We start from the raw sequence: 16,043 nt of genomic DNA, 5'->3' as shown, positions 1-16,043 counted from the left end.
TCGGTTGGTATATGTACCGCTTTGTGTGCTTATGTAAGGGCGTGCCTACCCTTTATAACACTATTTACGATTTAGATATATTTTAGAAATAAATCAATCGTTTTTGCATGAAAAATGGCTAAATTTTGTGGCTCGAAGTCAAAAACTTGTCTGATAGAATGACTATCAGCCTAGGTTTTTTCCTTGAAAAACGTGCGATTTTTCTCATTTTTCATTGCAAATACAAAAGGCAGGCACGCCCTAGTTATACTTTGATTGTGTATAAAGTAAATCAGCCGTATGTATGGATAAATCCCCATTTACCCCATATAACGCACCAAAAAGCCCCAATCATCGGGGCTTGGTTGGGGCGTATTCTCCTTTTATTTTTGCAAATTTTTAAAATTGACGGTGTTATTTCACATCAATCTGACGGCGAAACTTTTGCCCTGCCTTAAAGGTAACGACACGGCGAGCCTTGACAGGGATAACTTCCCCTGTTTTGGGGTTGCGACCTGGGCGGGATTTTTTGTCTTTTAATTCAAAGTTGCCAAAGCCTGAGAGCTTGACTTCTTTACCGTCTGCCAAACTTTGACTAATCTCACTAAAAAAGGTGTCCACCAATTTGCGAGCGTCTTGGCGAGTCATACGCAGGCGAATGGTCAAATGGTCTACCATGTCTGCTTTGGTTAAGGTTGCCATGTGTTATCCTTTTAAAATTAAATTAAAATTGGCATTGTTAGGGTTAAGGGCGAACCACATTCGCCCTTGATAAACATCAGCTATCACGCAGTTGTGCTTGGTATTTGTTGGTCAATGCCACAATCACCCTATCCATCAACGCCTTAATCTCATCATCAGACAGGGTACGAGCAGTATCTTGCAAGGTCATGGCAAATGCCAGTGATTTTTTGCCTGCAGGCAGTCTGTCGCCTTGATAGACATCAAACAAGGCAACGTCTGTCAAATGCTCGCCTGCCACATCACGCACGACATCTGCCACGTCTTGCCATGCCAAATCCTTATCCACGAAAAACGCCAAATCACGGCGAACGCTTGGGAATTTGCTCGGTAGGCTCACAGCAAGGGGCTTGCGATGCAGGGCAAGCAGTTTATCAAGCTCAAACTGAGCCACCCACACAGTCGGCAAATCAAGCTCGCTTGCGATACTGGGGTGCAATTGCCCAAAATAACCAATCCGCTCGCCACCTACCGACACATACGCACTTTGTCCCGAATGCAAAAACGCCAAATCCGCCCGCTCATAGCTTGGGCGGACATGAGTAGGGAGCAGGGTTTCGATGTCGGCTTTTAAATCATAAAAGTCCATGCCACGCACGCCATGAATGCTGTCGGTGGCTCGTCCTGTGGCGATGATGGCAAGACTGCCGATTTGGGCGAGGCTTGCGACATCTTTACCCACGAACGATAAGCCCACCTCAAACAGTCGCACGTCCGTTTGCTGGCGGTTTAGGTTGTGGCTCACGATAGGCAGTAGGCTAGATAGTAGCGTACGTCTCATGACCGCAAGCTCGGAGGAGATGGGGTTGGCAAGGGGGAGAATGTCGCCCAATTTGTCATCGCTTAGGAGTTTTTCTAATTTTTCATCACAAAAGCTAAAACTCACCGCCTCAAAATAGCCTTGTTTGGCAAGTGTCAGTTTGAGCGTGTGGGTTAAATCTGCCGTATCATCATAGCTCATGTCTACCGCAAATTCGGGCAAGCGTGGCGTGATGTTGGCATAGCCATGCACCCGAGCAATCTCCTCAATGATGTCCTCGCTGATATTGAGGTCAAAGCGGTGGCTTGGGGGCTGACAGGTAAATGCCGTGCCGTCAAAGGTGGTGTTAATTTCTAAGCGGTTTAACAGCTCCACAATCTCATCGCTAGGCAGGCTGATACCAAGCAGTTTTTCTACTTTGGCAAATGGCACGCTGATGGTGGTGCGTTTTGGCAAATCTGCCACGCTCTCAGTAGTGGTGATTTGTCCCACTTGTCCACCAGCAATGCTGGCAATCAATGTCGTGGCACGGTCTAGGGCGATTTTGGGTAAGTTAAAATCCACGCCTCGTTCAAATCTGGCACTGGCATCGGTATGCAAGCCAAAGCGTCTGGCACGCCCCGCAATGGCAAGCTGATTAAAGTGGGCAGATTCTAGCACGATGTTGGTCGTGCTGTCCGAAACGGCAGAGCGAGAGCCACCCATAATCCCTGCCAGTGCAAGCACGCCCACCTCATCGGCAATCACTAACTCATCGCCACTTAGGGTAATGGTTTGCTCGTTTAACAGCTCTACCGTTTCGCCTTGATTGGCAAGGCGTACCGTAATCGCTCCCACGATTTTATCAGCGTCAAATGCGTGTAGGGGCTGACCGAGTTCTAATAGGATAAAGTTGGTCACATCCACCAAAAAATTATGGGTGCGAAGTCCGCTCGCCACAAGGCTGTCTTTTAGCCATTTGGGGGTTTTGACGGTACGGTCAATGCTCCCGATATACTGAGCCAAATAGCGTGGGCAGGCGGTGGGGTTATCTACTTTGACCGCGACTGTCTTGTCTAGCGTGGGGGTGGTGGTGATAATCTCTGGGCGGTTTAAGGATAAGCCATTGACCACGCCAATCTCACGAGCCAGACCTAACACGCTCAAACAATCGCCACGATTGGGGGTAATCGCCACATCAAAAATCTGACCGTCCAACCCCAAATACTCACGCACATCAACGCCAATCGGAGCGTCATCGTCCAGCTCCAATAGTCCGTCAATCTCATCAATAAGACCCAATTCGGATGCACCGCAGAGCATGCCTTGGGATTCTACGCCACGCAGTTTGCCTTTTTTGATTTTAAACTCTTTGCCGTCAATCGGAGGTAATACCGCCCCAACGGTTGCCACCGCCACTTTGAGTCCTGCTCGCACATTGGGTGCTCCGCAGACGATTTGTAAATGCTCATCTGTACCAACATTGACGGTGGTCACGGAGAGTTTGTCGGCATCGGGGTGCTTGTCGCAAGTGATGACCTGACCGACCACCACGCCACTAAACTTGGGGGCAATGGGGGTGATGTCGTCTAGTTCTAGTCCAAGCATGGTAAGCTGTTCGCCAAGCTCGGCGGAGGTATTGGCAGGATTGACCCATTGTCTGAGCCAGTTTTCGCTGATTTTCATGGTTTTCTCTTATTATCTTGTTTTGTATGGTTTAATTTGGCTTTGTCTGGATAAGTGCCACTAATATCTTCTTCGCTAAATCCAAACATTCGCATGATTTCATCATCACCCCAATGAATATCATCGGGAATGGTGACTTGCCCTTGTCCAAGACCAATGCGTCTTGTGGAGGTATTGTCATCATGCACATCGTTTGTCATTTAAGCAAACTGCCCCAAAAATCTCACATCATTTTGGAAAAATACTCGCAAATCATCAATGCCATAATACAGCATGGCAAAGCGTTCAATCCCAAGCCCAAAGGCAAAGCCTGTGTATTCGTCAGGGTCAATGCCACAGTTGCGTAGCACTTGGGGGTGAACCATGCCACAGCCTAAGACTTCTAGCCATTTGCCAGAGTCGGACAAAATATCCACCTCCGCAGACGGCTCGGTAAAGGGGAAAAAGCTCGGGCGAAAACGCACGGTCATCTCTTTGCCAAAAAACGCATTCAAAAACTCATGAATCACGCCTTTGAGCTCAGCAAAGCTCGATGATTTAGAAATCATCAAACCTTCCATTTGATGAAACATCGGCGAATGCGTCTGGTCGCTGTCACAGCGATACACACGCCCAGGGCAGATGATTCGTAGGGGTGGTTCTGATTTTTCCATGGTGCGAATCTGCACGCCCGATGTGTGGGTGCGTAGCAGATAATGAGCGTCAAAGTAGAAGGTGTCGTGCATGGCACGAGCAGGGTGGTGGTCAGGGATATTTAACGCCTCAAAGTTATAATAATCGCTCTCCACCTCAGGGCCTGTCGCCACGCTAAATCCTGCTTGTACAAAAAACTGCTTCATACGCTGTGTGGTGTGCGTAATCGGGTGCAGTCCACCTGTGGGGCGGTGGCGTGGCGGGAGCGTGATGTCGATTTGCTCTGCCATGAGCTTGGCGTTTAAGGCTTCTTTTGCCAATACCGTCCCTCGTTCATCAAGGGCGGTGGCGATACGGGTGCGAAGCTCGTGCAAGTACGCCCCGTAGGTTTTTTTGCCCTCGCTGTCCAGTCCGCCCATTTGTTTGGAGAGGGCGGTAATGGGGGATTTTTTGCCTTGCAATGCTCCTTTTAATTCTTGTAATTGGGCGGTGTCGCAAGCTGTGCCAATCGCTTCGATGACCTGTTTGGCATAATCATCAAAATCATCACTGCTAATGTCTGCTAGGGGTTTATCCAAATGCGATAGGGCAAGCACCACGTCTAAGGGAGAATGAGTATCAGTCATGTTCGTTATCATCATGAATTTAAAAGAACTATTGTAAAAAATAATTATAAAAATGTAAACAAAAACCACGCTATTTTGGCAAAAACTGACAAATTATGGGCAAAACATGACCGATTTTTTGGGTTTAAGGATATATAGTAAGCATAAAATATTGAAAAATAAGCCATTGGTTATCCCAAATATGGAAGTGATTATTATGAACTTGGCTTAAACGATGTCTTTACATAAAATCATGACAAAAATGTGAAAAATTAATTTTTCCTACTTGACATTTTCAAAAATCAACATTATTCTACACAAACAAAGATTTTTGTATCATTTAGTTACATAACATAATATTTAGTTATGCATATGTATCACAAAATGTCATGTAGCCACCCAAGTCGCTTCGACTGAATGTTAGCCATTACAAATCTTTTGTGCTTTGTGACTTGGATGTTATTTTTTGGTGTTAAGGAGAACAAACTTTCTATGCACACACTAATCCACCCCCTTCATCCACTTGCCAGACAGCTCCGTTGGATTGTTCCCATGTCTGTTTTGGCATTGTTTGCCATGCCAGCTCATGCGGCGATGTTGGAGATACCATCGGTTAAAGATGGTTTAAGCCTTGGTATTTATGGCAGTATTAATCCCAATTTTAGCACCGAATCCAATAAGTTTAACTATACTTATGGTGATCCTAGGATTTTTGGCACTAATGGCAGTGTCGCTGATGTGCTTGCCAATCAAGACCGTAAAGACAGCGACGAACAGCTCAGATTAAACGGTCTTAACTGGGGTTCGGTTGAGTTTTATGCCAGCCAAAGATTGACCCCAAAAATTACCGCCAATAGCTCCATTTTCATAGAAGCTAGTGAGAGTGCCAATCGTAACTGGGGTGCTTATTGGGGGGCTTGGTTTGATTTTGGTAGTTATGGCGAGCAAGGCAGACTGAGTGTCGGCAGTCGTTTCAATGGGCTTGGTGTGAGCCAGACAGGTTTGGGTATGCTAAACACCATGAATGACACAGGCACCAACATCAATGCCAGATATACGGGCGTGCCCAATCTGACTTTGTCCGCCTATCACATGCTAACTCAGTCAGCAGATGTCAATAACCGCAGAGCCTTAGGGTGGCATCACAGTGATGGGGTTTCTGCCAAGTATGACTTTGATTTTGCACCACGCAAAACGCTGACCTTGGCGGGCGGTTATAGTCGCAGTAAGGGTCATGATGACATGGCGTACTATGATGTTGCCGAAAAAGCAGATGCTTATCTACTCGGTGTTGGGTTTCGCCATAATGACTGGACGGTTGGGCTAGACTATGGCGAGCGTGAAGAGTCTTACAATGGTTATGTCACCAGTGGTGTAGACAAAAAAGTCTATGGTGCTAAAGTGGACTATGAATTCACCCCACGTCTAAAAGGTACGCTAAGCTATGGACACAGCCATTCTAAAAATAACTCACCTGCACCTTTTGAGAGAATGGTGGATTTTGGTAGGTTAGAGCCTTATTCGGGAACAGAAGCGTTGTTCTTTGATAAAGTTGAGCAAGATCGATACAGCGTGGGTCTGCAATATGAGCTGTATAAGGGCATTACGTTAAATGGCTCAGTCACCAACTTAAAGACCACCAACTATGTTACCGAAGGCGAATTTAGTAATCGTGAACAACTCACCGCCAACATCGGGGCATCATTCTCATTTTAATTATTTTAAAGGAATTTTTTTATGAAAGCGACCCAATCTTTTCAATTAACCAAAATCGCCCTAATGACAGGCGTGATTCTAACAGCAACCAGCTCTCAGGCAGTTTATAATCTTTACAAAAAAGATGGCTTGTCTTTGGACATCAGCGGACAGATTGACATGCAAGCCACCAAACAGGATGAGAAGTTTGTGCTACAAAGCCCAATGGCGAGTGCTTACATTGATGGAAATAGTTGGCATTGGGGCAGTAACATCCCAGCAGGCACAGAGTTGTCCAGTACTGACAGAAAGCCACGTTTGGGACAAAACCATGGCGTGTCCTATGTGGATTTTCGCGGCTCACAAGAGTTGTCAAATGACTGGCGAGTGACGGGTAATGTCGGCTTTGGCTATAGTGATGGGCGTGATTTTTATTTGTCTAATTCAAGTTTGTCTTTTGACAAACGCAATCTGGGGGCGATTAGCCTAGGTCGCCAATACCTACACACCAACTATGTTAATCGTACCGGCACAGATACGCCACTAGATATTTTTAGTACCAATGCGGTGCGTTTGGACTATTATGGTGTCAAAGGCTTGCAAACCAGTGCTTATTATAGTTTTGCAGGTTATAACGATGTGACCAAAGAAAATAACACCGAAGTGGACTCAGGCTATGGCGTGTCAGCAAGTTACCGCTTTCCCATCGCTGATAATCAAAGCCTAAGAGTGGCGGCAGGCTATACGCACAGTGATTTTAACCCTGTGACCAACATTGCAGAAGCACAGTGGACTGCCAACCAAAACACTCTAAACCGCTACCCACAAAAAGTTGATGGTGTGGCGGCATCATTAGAATATCAGGCAGGTAAGTTCTTGATAGCGGCGGATATCGGTCGCAAAAAAGAAAACATGTCAGACAGTCGTAACACACCTTTGGATAAACGCACCACGGATTATCTGGGAGCGAAGATTGCCTATGACATCAACCCTGTTTTTAAGGTCAGTGCAGGCTATGGCACCAAAAAAGCTGAGACAGATCTAAAGGCAGGTGCATCAGCATTAACAAATGACGCAGGCTCTTTGTATGCCACCTATCGGGACAGTGGTTGGGCAGATTTGGCGATGTATTCTTATGTGGGGGCAGGCGAGCAACATCTCTATGATAAAGCCGACACCAAAGAAGCCTATGTGCAGCTAGACTATCGCATTCGTCCCAATGTTCGTGTCTATGGTCGTTATGATACCGAAGAGACAGTTTATAAGGTCGGTGGCAAGGATACTGGCAAATTGACCGATGACAATGTGCGTGTGGGCATGGTGTTTACATTCTAAGCACAAAACACAATATAAAAATGCGGGGGCAGGCGATGAGACTTGCTCCTGACAGGTGTATTTATCGGTTGATTTGCATGGCAAAAAATTAAGGAGTTGCCCATGATGAGATTAAAACTTACCACGTTGGCATTGGCAGTGATGTCGTGTGTCTACATGACAACGGTACAGGCTGATGATGACACTGACAGCAGTAATAAACTAAATTACCCAAAAACTCGGGTGCATCAAGACAGTTACGACCCTTTTTTACACGGTGAATTTGGCATCTCTGCCAATACTGCAGGTACCAGAAACGCCCAATACATCGATAATCAGCATGCCCCAGATGATGGCATTGACCATTATTCTGGTGGCACCCATGTGGATAAATACCGCTGGTTAGAAGAGTATGATAATATTGATGCATATGTTGCCAAAGAGACCGATGCTGACCGTGAGCGAAACTTCATTGGTACTCGTTTTGAAGACGACCGACCGTTGGCGGCTGAGACCACTCGGTATCTACAAACGGTGCAACCTAGGGTGTCCAGTGAGGTTAATGAATGGGTGAATGAGCAAAATGCAGTAACGGAAGCGTACATTCAAAGCTCTACTGTTTATGACCAGCTAAAAAGAAACTACGATGCTCTAAAAGATGTTGAGCATACTATGAGTCGTTTTTATCGGGATAAGATTGGCGAGATTCGTTATTATCGTCATGTTGATGGGTTTAGTCGCATTGAGCGTATTGATCCAGATGGCACTCGCACCGAACTTGTCAATCAGGCGACCATTTCCCCAGATGGTAAGATGACCCCAGATGGCAATGCTGCTATTCGTGGTGTTAAGGTTAGTAAAGATGGCTCTTATGTGTCGTTCTTTGTGCGTCAAGGATTTTCTGATGTTGACCCTAGATTTTTGCACGTCATAGATACCCGTACAGGCGAACTTGCCACGCCCATTATCAAAGGTCTTAGACGAGATATTTTGGCATCCACATGGCTAGATGATGATACGCTGTTTTATGTGGGTAGTGTGCCCCAGCTTGCTGTCTATCGTCGTGATATTGGCAAAGAGCGTTTTATTGACCCTATCGAAACCAACTCAAACCAAGTGGGTGGTGGTGCAATCACCAGCATCTATTTTGATGGTGATGATGACCGTTATTTGGTCATGGATGGCATGTACCAGGGTACAACAACGGCTTATATCAAAGACCGTAAGACAGGCAATGTGTATCGCTTGCATGATAATAAATTCTTTGATAAAGCGGTTAGATACAATCCAGCTTTTAATAATAACATCTTGGCACAGCTGATACATTTTGACCCAGAGACCCGTGACGTGTGGTTTATTAGTGGTGAGAATGACCGTAGGGGCGAGCTGATTAAGAGTAATCTTGACAATCTAAAAAAGCGTGAAGTGGTGGTTAATATTCCGCAGGATTTGGATTTGATGCGTGATGCGTATTATCACGAAGAAGGTAATGGCTACTTCTTGGTGACCTACCTAAAAGATGGGGTGAGTCGCCTTAAACTGGTGGATGCTACCACAGGTGTCTTTTTAAAAGATTTGACACCACCACAGGGGGCGGGCTTTATTTCTGAGCTGACTGGCAACTTGGTGAACAAAGAGCAAACCGATTCCAATCACGAAGTGGACGAAAATGATGCTGAATCCAACGAAAACTATGTGCAGTTTCGTTTTGAGAACCCAACATTCCCGCCCACGGATTATAAGTATAGCATTGCCAAAGATGAATTTTTGGATATTCGTCGCTTTGACTTAGCACCATTTGATGAGACGCAGTACGAAAGCAAGGTGGTATTTTATACATCCTATGATGGCACGCAGGTGCCGATGAATATCAGCTACAAAAAAGGCATTCCCTTAGATGGTAAGAACCCGACATTATTATACGGCTATGGTGGTTATGGTGTCATCTATGACCAAACCTTTGGCTTTCCCGCCAACACCGCATGGCTAGAAAATGGCGGTGTTTGGGCTCATGCCTTTATCCGTGGCGGTGGCGAATACGGACAAGAGTGGCAAGATGCTGCTAAGCACACCAAACGCTTGACGGGTTATGATGACTTTGCTGCTGCTGCTGACTACCTAAATCAAGCAGGCTATGCCAACCCTGACCATCTAGGCATTATTGGTGGGTCTAACGGTGGTCTTTTGGTGGGAGCCGCCATGGTGCGTCATCCAGAGAAGTATCGTGTGGCATTCCCACAGGTGGCTGTCTTAGACCAACTGCGTCAGGCGGACATGGGCATTACGCAGTATTGGATGGAAGAGTATGGCGTGCCATCAGAAGGTCGTCGTGTTTATGATGTTTTGATGAGTTATTCGCCTTATCATAACCTAAATGCAGGCACTTGTTATCCATCTACCTTGGTACAAACATCCAAGCGAGATGACCGTGTGGTGCCGTCGCATTCTTATAAGTTTGTTGCACGTTTTCAGGAGATAGAAAGCTGTGGTCGTCCCGCACTTCTTCATGCCGCTGAAAACCAAGGACACAGCCCAAATACTTATAATGAGCGAAAAGAAGACGAGCTGATGACGATTGCTTTTGCGTTCCAGGAGATGGGCGTGACAGACATACCAAACCTAGAAGTGCGTCCTACGGCTGACGAGATGAAAACGGACAAATGGCGAGCCGAAGATGAAGTCAAGCGTCAAAAACGTCTCAAAGAACGTTCTGTTCAGTAGTATTGACATTAACAAAAACTCAGCTTGGGCTGGGTTTTGTTTTTGATGGGCAATGAATTTTAGATGACAATAACTCATCATCTACCACAACTGGCAATCTAAATTATTTGTTAAATATTCCTATTTTCATTGATTTATCAAAGATTTTTGGTTAAAATATGTAACCATCATTTATCTTTCTTGTTTTGTCATATATAGGACGTGTTATGTTTACCAAAAAACTTTTAGCCCTTACCGTTGTTGGTGTGTTTGGTCTGACCGCTTGCAACCAAGACAAGCCTGCCACCCCAGACACCGCCCCTGCCGAGCAAGCCCAATCAGCACAAACCAAACCTGCTGACACCACAGCGACCCCTGCCACAGGCGATGTTACCATCAAGACCGCCACAGGCGAGCAGACCATCCCTGCCAACCCAAATCCCATCGCCGTCTATGACATGACCGCCCTACAAAACCTAAAAGCGTTGGGCGTGGCGGTGCAAGGCATGCCGTCAGCCGAGATGACTGCCGAGCGTATTGCTACCCTAAACCTAAAAGCGGACGGCACGCCAGACGGCACAAGCGTTGGTACGCTGTTTGAACCAAATTTAGAAGTATTGCACAGCCTAAAACCACAAGCCATTTTTGTGGGTTCTCGTATGGCAGAAAAGAGCGAAGAGCTTGGCAAAATCGCCCCAACGTATAACCTAACCATTGACACCAACAACGTCTATGAGTCAAGCAAACAGCAGATTACCGATTTTGGTAAAGTGTTTGGTAAAATTGCCGAAGCCGACAAACTCATCGCCGACATTGATACTGCCATCGCCGAGGCCAAAAAAGCGGTAGAAGGCAAGGGCAATGGGCTTGCCATTCTTATCAACGGCAACAAAATGAGTGCCTATGGCAAAAACTCACGCTACGGCTATCTACACACCACATTCGGCATTCCTATGGCGGACGCTGACGTGAACAAAAACGAAGAGCGTCATGGTCAGCCCATTAGCTTTGAATATATCCAAAAAGTTGACCCTGATTGGCTGTTTGTCCTAGACCGCACGTCAGCGATTGGCGAAGAAGGCGTATCGGCTAAGGAAGTGCTAAATAACCCACTCATGCACAACACCAAAGCCTATAAAAACAACCAAATCGTCTATGTGAGTGCAGATTCTTATCTTGCTTTTGGTGGCTATTATCAATGGCTAAAAGATGCTAAGATTGTTACCGATGCGTTTAATGCAAAAACAGCTCAGTAATTGATGTTGGGTGTAAAAAAGGGGGCGGATTTTATTCGCCCTTTTGCTGATTTTTATTAGCATTGTTAATTGATAGTGTTTGTAGTGAATTTGTAGGGGTAAATTACATTTGCCCTGTGCCATAAGTGTTTTTTGGGCGTTGTATTCGCCCCTACACATCCAAATTTTAAACATGGTTATTTAAATTCAAAATATACCAAAGGGCGTGGAAAGCACGCCCCTACAAAGACATTATTTTAAAAATGCAAATTGGGGCATATATTTTGATTTAATCATATCAATTTATCATATAAGCCCATTTTAAATTATAAACCCCTTTGCTCCACCATGCACCTTAGGAATTATCACTTGGGAACCCTATGACCACAGCGACACTCTCCGCCCCAACTTCTTGGTGGTCGCCAGCATTTGTCAATGTTGGTGCGTTTTTGCTTTTGTTTGTTTTGATTGTCATCAGCATTTCGGTGGGGGTGGCGGATTTTTCATGGGCAAAACTCTTTGACGACACCGACAACAGCTCACAGCTTTTTTTGGTGAGCCGTCTGCCCCGTACGCTCGCTTTGATTTTGACAGGGGCGAGCATGGCGATAGCGGGCATGATGATGCAAGTTGTGCTAAAAAACCGCTTTGTTGAGCCGTCTATGGTTGGGGCGACACAGTCGGCGGTGCTTGGGATTTTGCTCACAAGCCTATATATGCCAACCTTGCCCCTTTTGGGTAAGATGAGCGTGGCAACCGTCATGGCGTTTGGCGGTATGATGATTTTTATGCAGATTATCAAACGCTTACCGCCCACCGATTTTCTCATCATTCCGCTTGTGGGGATTGTGTTTGGGGGGATTATTGACTCGTTTACGCTGTTTTTGGCGTATCAGACCGAGACGGTGCAAATGCTGTCGGTGTGGCGGTTTGGCGATTTTTCTAGCGTGCTGGCAGGGCGGTATGAGACCTTGTGGCTGGTGGGGATTTTGTCCGCCATTGCTTATATCATGGCAGACCGCTTGACGATTATCGGGCTTGGGGACGGTATCGCCAAAAATTTGGGGGTTAATAAAGACGCTGTTATGTGGCTTGCCATTGGCATGGTGGCGATGATAAGTGCGGTGGTGGTGGTTACGGTGGGGGCGATTAGCTTTGTGGGGCTTGTCGTGCCAAATATCGTGAGCCGTCTGGTCGGAGATCGTCTACGAGTGTCACTCCCTGCGGTGGCGTTGCTTGGTGCGTCTTGTGTCCTTTTGTGCGATATTATTGGGCGTGTGATACGCTATCCCTTTGAAATCCCTGTCTATGTCGTCTTTGGCGTGCTAGGGTCGGCACTGTTTTTATGGCTTTTGTCAAAATCAAAATAGGGGCGTGTGATGAATTTTATAAAAAAGTTATTGGGCAATCCTATTTTGTTGGCGTTTATCGTGCTTGTGATTGGCTGTGGGCTGTATTTGACCTTAAATGTCATCAGTTGGGATTTTGCCTTGCCCCTGCGTACTCGCAAACTCATTGCTTTTTTGGTGGTAGGCTATGCGGTGGGGGTATCTACGCTGTTATTTCAAACGCTTACGCATAACCCCATTTTAACGCCAAGTCTCTTGGGCTTTGATGCCTTATATGTCTTGATACAGAGTCTGATGCTGTTCTTTTTGGGTATGCTAAGTTATGTCACCTTGCCTGTGGTTGGTAAATTTGCCTTTGAAGTGGCGATGATGATGATTATGTCGGTGATTTTGTTTCGTTTTTTGTTTACCAAGCACAATCAGGATTTGACGCGGCTTATCTTGGTAGGCGTGATTTTTGGGACGTTGTTTCGTAGCCTATCCTACATGGTCGCTCGCATGATAAATCCTGATGAATTTGTTACCGTACAAGCCCAAAGTTACGCCAGTTTTACCGCCGTCAATGTCAATCTGCTCATCACCAGTGTGGTGCTGTCGGTGGCGACTTTTATTTATGTGTGGCGACAACGGTTTGCGTTGGATGTGCTACTCTTGGGCAGAAATTGTGCCATTTCGCTTGGTGTGCCGTATCATAAGCTGTCTCTTGGTATTTTGATGACAATCTCGCTACTGGTGTCTATGGCAACCGCCCTTGTGGGTCCGATTACGTTTTTTGGGCTACTGGTGTGTGCTTTGACCAATCGGTTTTGTACAAAAATGGCTCATGGCGAGAGGCTGATTTTGGTAACGCTCATCGCCAGTAGCACGCTCATCGTGGGACAGGCGGTGTTTGAGCATGTCTTTAAAATGGCAGGCGTGCTTGAAGTGGTAATTGAGCTGTTTGGCGGGGTGGCGTTTTTGCTACTGATTTTTATGCAATATAGCAAACAACGTACAATGCAATAATTCTTAATACATAAAATTTAATCTATAGATTTAGGTTGTTGAATGAAAAATAAATTAAAATCATTGCACTTATTTGATGTGGTTATTTTGGCGATTATCTTTTTTGGCTTTGCCATTTATAGTTCCAATATGCAGTTTTTTGAATTGATAAGTCATGAGCAGGTTGCTCCCGAGACTTTGGAATTCAACAGCTCAAGTAATTGGTCGGGGATTTTGAGTGAAATTATGGCATTATTGGTGGCGTTTGGGTATTTGACCTATCGTAAATTTGATTTTAAACAATTAAATTTTAGTGTCAATCGCTGGACATTGCCAAAAGTGGTGCTATACATTCTCATTGCAGGAACGGTGGCATCGCTTTATGAGTATTTGCAATACTGGGCTTTTCCCGAGCTTTATCCAACCACGGAGGCACATTATGGGGCAAGCGAGCATTTTAGTATGTGGTCTGTTTCCTTTATTTTATTTGCCCTACTAAATGGCTTTTATGAAGAAGTATTTTTTATTGGATTGGTGGCATTGACCACAAAAAAACATTTGCCCCTTGCCATTGTGTTTACTTTGTTTGTGCGATTTGCCTTTCATACCTATCAAGGATTGGCAGGAGCATTAACCATTACCACTTTGGGGATTGTGTTTTTGTTATTACGCTATAAAAGTGATGAATTGTTGCCATTTACTTTGGCACATTCATTTTTTGATTTATTTGGGCTTGGCTTGCCTTTGTATTTGTTGGAATAATTGGGGTATTTATGATAAAAGTAAAAAACGTCAGCCACAACATCGGCGATTTACCCATTTTAAAAAACGTAAATTTTGAGCTACCCACAGGGCAAATCATCGCACTCATCGGAGCGAACGGGGCGGGCAAAAGTACGCTGTTTAGCCTGATGGCTCGCATGAATCCTTTGCAGGACAAATCCGCCTGTATCAGCTTTGATGGGCATGACATCAGCACCGCCACAGATAGTGATATGGCAAAAGTGGTCGCCATGCTCGCCCAAGAAAACCACATTCAGGGGCGACTGCGTGTGCGTGAGCTACTCATGTTTGGGCGTTATCCTTATCATCAGGGCAGACCCACACAGGCGGATAAGGATAAGGTGGAGGAGATGATTACGACCTTTGAATTAGAGATGTTGGCGGAGCGGTTTTTGTCCGACTTGTCGGGCGGTCAGCGTCAGCGTGTGCTGATTGCCATGGTGGTGTGCCAAGATACGCCGTATATCTTGCTTGATGAACCGCTCAACAACCTAGATATGTACCACGCAGGGCGACTCATGCGACAGATGAAGGTGCTGGCAAGTCGTGGCAAAACGGTGGTCATCGTGCTACATGACATCAACCAAGCATCCCAATTTGCCGATACGGTTGTGATGATGAAAGGGGGCGAAGTGGTGTCTGTGGGTACGCCAAAAGACGTGCTAACGGCCGAAAACATGAAAGTGCTGTATAACGTGGACGTAACGGTGCTAATGCACAATGGCAGGCCGATTGTGGTGGATGTGGTGTGATTGGGATTTGATAGATTGCACTATCAAAACAAAAGGTGTTATAATAGAATATTTAGATAATTTTCTTTAATTGGACTTAGACGGGGCGTTATGATGACTGATAGCAATTACGCCACATTCACACTCAGACTGACTGGCATTGATTTGGATAATATTCATCCAAATGATGTGGGGGCTTTATTGTCTGATTTTTCTCGTCTGCTTAATGAAGATAGTCTAAAATTTGATAGCATTCGTCAAGGCTCTGCGGTGGTTTCTGTGCTAGCCAATCAAGAGCTTTACCCCCAAATTTTGCAAAATTTTCAAAACGGCATGGTAAAATCTGCCTACAAATCTTTGACAAAAACCATTCGTAAATACGCCAAATATTATCCTGATATTCAAGCTGAACTGTGGGCAAAGCCAAATAATAAAAGTGAAAATCAATTAATTGAAACCTTGGATTATCAAGAATACACAAAAACCATAAAACAAACAGAAACGCTAATTGGCAAACTGCAAAAACCTGCACATGGTAAAGATGATACTGACCATTTTACCATTTTGCTTGCTAATGGCAATCAAGTTGCTGTTAAAGTAAATAAAATATTGTCTCATGAATTGGCAGGGTATTTGGAAGGGCTTTGGCTGGCGGATAGTTTGATTGAATTTACAGGTATTGCCAAATATCAATTGACAGGTTGGCAAATGAAATTGTCTGAATTTACCGCTCAAAGTTTTGTTGTTTTGCCTAATAAAAATGAATTGACAAAATGGGCGGACGACTTTCATGCGTGCGGTGAAAGTGGTTGGCGAGCATTGGATAATCCTGAGCAAACTTGGCTAATGGAGCGTCATTCATCATGATA

13 protein-coding genes are annotated in these 16,043 nt (G+C 45.2%); 9 read left to right on the top strand and 4 right to left on the bottom strand.

Annotated elements, in window-relative coordinates; translation table 11 throughout:
• Window positions 1–393: 393 nt before the first annotated feature.
• The 4 genes from B5J93_RS05345 to pheS all read right to left on the bottom strand — a co-directional run bounded on the left by B5J93_RS05345 (window position 394) and on the right by pheS (window position 4,404).
• Window positions 394–681 (bottom strand): integration host factor subunit alpha, encoded by a 288-nt coding sequence (locus tag B5J93_RS05345; RefSeq protein ID WP_062500822.1) that lies wholly within the window; start codon window positions 679–681, stop codon window positions 394–396.
• Window positions 682–757: 76 nt separating this feature from the next.
• Window positions 758–3,145 carry a phenylalanine--tRNA ligase subunit beta gene (gene pheT / locus B5J93_RS05340; protein WP_079325261.1) on the bottom strand — a complete coding sequence of 796 codons (2,388 nt, stop codon included), beginning with the start codon at window positions 3,143–3,145 and terminating at the stop codon, window positions 758–760.
• Window positions 3,142–3,345, bottom strand: coding sequence for a hypothetical protein (locus B5J93_RS05335; protein WP_079325259.1), 204 nt, complete (start codon window positions 3,343–3,345; stop codon window positions 3,142–3,144). Before B5J93_RS05335 ends, pheT begins: the two co-directional genes overlap by 4 nt.
• On the bottom strand, window positions 3,346–4,404 hold the full coding sequence (gene pheS / locus B5J93_RS05330; RefSeq protein WP_079325257.1) for a phenylalanine--tRNA ligase subunit alpha: 1,059 nt from the start codon (window positions 4,402–4,404) through the stop codon (window positions 3,346–3,348). It abuts the gene before it with no gap.
• 471 nt (window positions 4,405–4,875) lie between these two features.
• Between pheS and B5J93_RS05325 the strand changes: the two genes are divergently transcribed.
• The 9 genes from B5J93_RS05325 (at window position 4,876) to B5J93_RS05285 (ending at window position 16,041) form a co-directional block, all read left to right on the top strand.
• Window positions 4,876–6,099, top strand: a complete 1,224-nt coding sequence (locus tag B5J93_RS05325) for a porin (protein WP_115237131.1) — start codon at window positions 4,876–4,878, stop codon at window positions 6,097–6,099.
• Window positions 6,100–6,120: 21 nt separating this feature from the next.
• Window positions 6,121–7,413, top strand: coding sequence for a porin (locus B5J93_RS05320; protein WP_079325253.1), 1,293 nt, complete (start codon window positions 6,121–6,123; stop codon window positions 7,411–7,413).
• Window positions 7,414–7,515: 102 nt separating this feature from the next.
• A complete protein-coding gene (locus B5J93_RS05315) occupies window positions 7,516–10,113 on the top strand; it encodes a prolyl oligopeptidase family serine peptidase (protein ID WP_079325251.1) in 2,598 nt (865 codons plus the stop codon).
• Window positions 10,114–10,319: 206 nt separating this feature from the next.
• Entirely contained in the window at window positions 10,320–11,348 is a 1,029-nt protein-coding gene (locus B5J93_RS05310) for a siderophore ABC transporter substrate-binding protein (protein WP_079325249.1), read from the top strand.
• A gap of 359 nt (window positions 11,349–11,707) precedes the next feature.
• Window positions 11,708–12,697: an ABC transporter permease gene (locus tag B5J93_RS05305; RefSeq protein ID WP_079325247.1), complete on the top strand. Its 990-nt coding sequence runs from the start codon at window positions 11,708–11,710 to the stop codon at window positions 12,695–12,697.
• A gap of 9 nt (window positions 12,698–12,706) precedes the next feature.
• The gene (locus tag B5J93_RS05300; protein ID WP_079325245.1) at window positions 12,707–13,681 is read left to right on the top strand and encodes an iron chelate uptake ABC transporter family permease subunit; all 975 of its coding nucleotides are present in this window, start codon (window positions 12,707–12,709) and stop codon (window positions 13,679–13,681) included.
• 42 nt (window positions 13,682–13,723) lie between these two features.
• Window positions 13,724–14,422, top strand: a complete 699-nt coding sequence (locus tag B5J93_RS05295; RefSeq protein ID WP_078273656.1) for a CPBP family intramembrane glutamic endopeptidase — start codon at window positions 13,724–13,726, stop codon at window positions 14,420–14,422.
• An 11-nt stretch (window positions 14,423–14,433) separates the two neighbouring features.
• Entirely contained in the window at window positions 14,434–15,195 is a 762-nt protein-coding gene (locus tag B5J93_RS05290; RefSeq protein WP_079325243.1) for an ATP-binding cassette domain-containing protein, read from the top strand.
• Window positions 15,196–15,288: 93 nt separating this feature from the next.
• Complete coding sequence (locus tag B5J93_RS05285) at window positions 15,289–16,041, top strand: hypothetical protein (RefSeq protein ID WP_115237133.1); 753 nt, start codon at window positions 15,289–15,291, stop codon at window positions 16,039–16,041.
• Window positions 16,042–16,043 lie beyond the last annotated feature (2 nt).

It is taken from the genome of Moraxella equi, from assembly GCF_002027555.1.
GTDB lineage: Bacteria > Pseudomonadota > Gammaproteobacteria > Pseudomonadales > Moraxellaceae > Moraxella > Moraxella equi.
The sequence above is the reverse complement of the archived record's forward strand: the minus strand, read 5'-3'. Positions and strand labels throughout refer to the sequence as shown.